The 3,668-nt window shown below is 61.6% G+C and carries 4 protein-coding genes; all 4 read left to right on the forward strand.

Features of this window, described 5'->3' with window-relative positions; all coding sequences use genetic code 11:
- Positions 1–217 precede the first annotated feature (217 nt).
- From ACW81B_RS10965 to ACW81B_RS10980, 4 genes are read left to right on the forward strand one after another with little or no spacing between them, the layout of a single operon-like run.
- Complete coding sequence (locus ACW81B_RS10965; RefSeq protein ID WP_491580265.1) at positions 218–1,546, forward strand: TRZ/ATZ family hydrolase; 1,329 nt, start codon at positions 218–220, stop codon at positions 1,544–1,546.
- Positions 1,547–1,565: 19 nt separating this feature from the next.
- A complete protein-coding gene (gene ubiG / locus ACW81B_RS10970) occupies positions 1,566–2,276 on the forward strand; it encodes a bifunctional 2-polyprenyl-6-hydroxyphenol methylase/3-demethylubiquinol 3-O-methyltransferase UbiG (protein WP_491580266.1) in 711 nt (236 codons plus the stop codon).
- A 2-nt stretch (positions 2,277–2,278) separates the two neighbouring features.
- Positions 2,279–2,950 carry a phosphoglycolate phosphatase gene (gene gph / locus ACW81B_RS10975; protein WP_491580267.1) on the forward strand — a complete coding sequence of 224 codons (672 nt, stop codon included), beginning with the start codon at positions 2,279–2,281 and terminating at the stop codon, positions 2,948–2,950.
- Between the two features lie 10 nt (positions 2,951–2,960).
- Positions 2,961–3,647, forward strand: a complete 687-nt coding sequence (locus ACW81B_RS10980) for a rhomboid family intramembrane serine protease (protein ID WP_491580268.1) — start codon at positions 2,961–2,963, stop codon at positions 3,645–3,647.
- Positions 3,648–3,668: the final 21 nt, after the last annotated feature.

The raw sequence follows: 3,668 nt of genomic DNA on the forward strand, positions 1-3,668 counted from the left end.
ATCGCAGGGCTGTTGCGAAGAAGCGAGCGTTGTCTGAGCCGTTCGCGCCTAGCGCGAGCGGCGGGTTTAGCGAGCGCGCAACAGACCGGGAAGCGCAGGGAACCCGCGTAGCGGGCAAGCCACGGCCAGCCAAAAGCAATACACGCCCTCGACGATTTCACCCACAAAACCCGATCAAACGGTATACTCCCCCCACTCGACCAGAGCACCAACAACAATGAAACAAACCGAGCTACTGATCCACGCCCGCTGGATCATCCCCGTAGAACCGGACAACCAGGTCCTGGAATACCACAGCATCAGCGTGGACGAAGGCCGCATCACCGCCCTGCTGCCGAGCAGCGAAGCCCGCCAGTCCTTCGAAGCACAAACCACCCTCGAACTTGGCGACCACACACTGATCCCCGGCCTGGTCAATGCCCACACCCATGCGGCCATGTCACTGCTGCGCGGTATCGCCGACGACCTGCCACTGATGGAATGGTTGCAACAGCATATCTGGCCGGCGGAGCAGAAGTGGGTCAGCGAACAGTTTGTTCACGACGGCACACAACTCGCTATCGCCGAAATGCTGCGTAGCGGCACCACCTGTTTCAATGACATGTATTTCTTTCCGGAAGTCACCTCGCGGGTCGCAGCGGGTTGTTTCATGCGCGCCTGTACCGGGCTTATCCTGCTCGACTTCCCGACCCGCTATGCCGAAAACCCGGACGAGTACTTTGCCAAAGGGCTGGCATTGCGCGATGAAACCAAACATCACCCGCTGGTCAGTCATGCCTTTGCGCCACATGCACCGTACAGCGTGTCGAATGATCCATTACAGAAAGCGCAAATGCTGGCGGATGAACTCGACCTGCCGCTGCACATACACCTGCACGAAACGACCAGCGAGATCGAGGAAAGCCTCAAACAACACGGACAACGACCCCTGGCGCGTCTGGCGCAGCTGGGCCTGTTATCACCGGCCCTGACCGCGGTGCACATGACGCAACTGGATGATGAAGAAATTGCCCTGCTGGCGGAGAGCGGTGCCAGCGTGGTGCACTGCCCCGAGTCCAACCAGAAACTCGCCAGCGGCTTCTGCCCGGTACACAAACTGCTCGACGCCGGTGTCAACGTGGCGCTCGGTACCGACGGCGCCGCCAGCAACAACGACCTCGACATGCCGGGTGAAATGCGCAGCGCGGCGCTGCTCGGCAAGCTGGTGGCCGGTAGCGCCAGTGCCCTGCCGGCACACACGGTGCTGCGCATGGCCACGCTGAATGGCGCCCGGGCACTGGGGCTGGCCGATCAGACCGGTTCACTGGAGGTCGGCAAGTGGGCCGACATCACCGCCATTGATCTTGGCGCACTGGAGACACAGCCGGTCTATAACCCGGTGTCGCAACTGGTTTATGCCGCCGGCCGCGAGCAGGTCAGTCATGTGTGGGTGGCAGGACAGCTGCTGATGCGGGACCGCCAGCTGACCCACCTCGACATCGAGGACCTGCTGCAGCGCACGCGCGGCTGGCAAACCCGCATTGCGGCAGGTGAACCCGGCCGCTGATTCCGGTATCTTGCACACCATGAACAACGCCAGCCCCAACGTCGATGCCGCAGAAGTCCACAAGTTCGAGGCGCTTGCCTCACGCTGGTGGGACCCGAACAGTGAATTCAAACCCCTGCACGACATCAATCCGTTACGCGTCGACTATATCGACCAGCGTGCACCGCTTGCCGGGTGCAAGGTGATCGATGTCGGTTGTGGCGGCGGCCTGCTGTCGGAAGCCATGGCAAAGCATGGCGCCCGGGTCACCGGTATCGACATGGGCGAAGCACCGCTGACCGTGGCCCGGTTGCACCAGCACGAATCCGGTGTGCAGGTCGACTACCGGCGCACCACCGCCGAAGACATGGCGGCCGAACACCCCGCGGAATACGATACCGTCACCTGCCTGGAGATGCTGGAGCATGTGCCCGATCCGGCCTCTGTCATAAAGGCCTGCGCCGACCTGGTCAAACCGGGGGGCGATCTGTTTTTCTCCACCATCAACCGTAACCCCAAGGCCTACATGCTTGCCATCATCGGTGCGGAATACCTGCTGCGCATGCTGCCGCGCGGCACGCACGACTACCGCAAGTTTATCCGCCCTTCGGAAATGGAACGCTGGGCACGCAAAGCCGGACTGCAACTGCGGGATCTCACCGGCATGACCTACAACCCGCTCACCGGTGAATACCGCCTGGGTAACGATGTGGGCGTGAACTACCTCGCCTGGTTCCGGAAGACCGACTGAACATGCCTGCCCCGACCAGCACTGTGCTGTTCGATCTGGACGGCACCCTGCTCGATACCGCACCGGACCTTGCCGCCGCACTGAACGCCACCCTGCAACTCAATGGCCGTGATGCGCTGCCGTTCGAAACGATTCGCCCGGTGGTCTCGCATGGTGGCCGGGCGCTGATCGAGCGCGGTTTTGGCATCGACCCGCAGCATCCCGACTTTGAGCCGCTGCGCAAGCAACTGCTCGACCTGTATCAGGCCAACCTGGCCGTTCACACCGCCCTGTTCCCGGGCATGGCGGAGGTGCTCGATGCACTCGAACAACGCAACATCCGCTGGGGTGTGGTGACCAACAAGCCGGGCTGGCTGACCGAGCCGCTCATGGATGCGCTGGAACTGACACCGCGTGCGGCCTGCGTGGTATCCGGTGACACGCTGCAGGAACGCAAGCCCCACCCTGCACCGCTGCTGCACGCCTGCAAGCTGGCCGGTTGCCAGCCGGCGCAAGCGATTTATGTCGGCGACGCCGAACGAGACATCGAGGCCGGCCGCAATGCCGGCATGCGCACACTGGCCGCGCTGTTCGGCTACCTGATGGAGCACGACCGGCCGGAGAACTGGGGCGCCGATGCACTTATTGAACAGCCGGCCGATATCCTTCACTACATCAACCCCACAAGGGCATAAAACCAGAACCGTGATACCCCTGTACGACGACAACCCGACCCGCACCACACCCTATGTGACAATCACGCTGATTGTTATCAGCGTGCTGGTGTTTTTCTGGGAACTGTCACTGGGCAAACGTATTGAGCTGGCAGTCTACAGCCTGGGTATGACGCCCGCGGTCGTGTTCGGTGGCAAACAGCTGATACCGGAGCTGGCGATCGTGCCGGAGTGGATGACCATCTTTACCTCCATGTTCCTGCACGGCGGCTGGATGCACCTGATCGGCAACATGCTGTACCTGTGGATTTTCGGTGACAATGTCGAGGATTCCATGGGGCACGGGCGTTTCCTGGTGTTCTACCTGCTCAGCGGTGTGTTCGCAGTGCTGGCACAGGCACTGCCGGACCCGAATTCCACCATCCCCATGGTCGGTGCCAGTGGTGCCATCTCCGGTGTACTCGGTGCCTACCTGTTGATGTATCCGCATGCCCGGGTGCTGGTGGGTATCCCGTTCGGGTTTTACCTGCACACCATGCGCATTCCTGCCGGGCTGGTGCTGATTTTCTGGTTTGTACTCCAGCTGATCAGTTCGGCGGCCAGCAGCGGTCAGCAGGGAGGGGTGGCGTTTGGTGCGCATATCGGCGGCTTTATTGCCGGCATGCTGCTGATTCCCCTGTTCAAGTATCCGCATATCCCGTTGTTACCGCGGCGTTAAATAGTTTCAATGGGGTCGGAC

It is taken from the genome of Thiogranum sp., assembly GCF_058323355.1.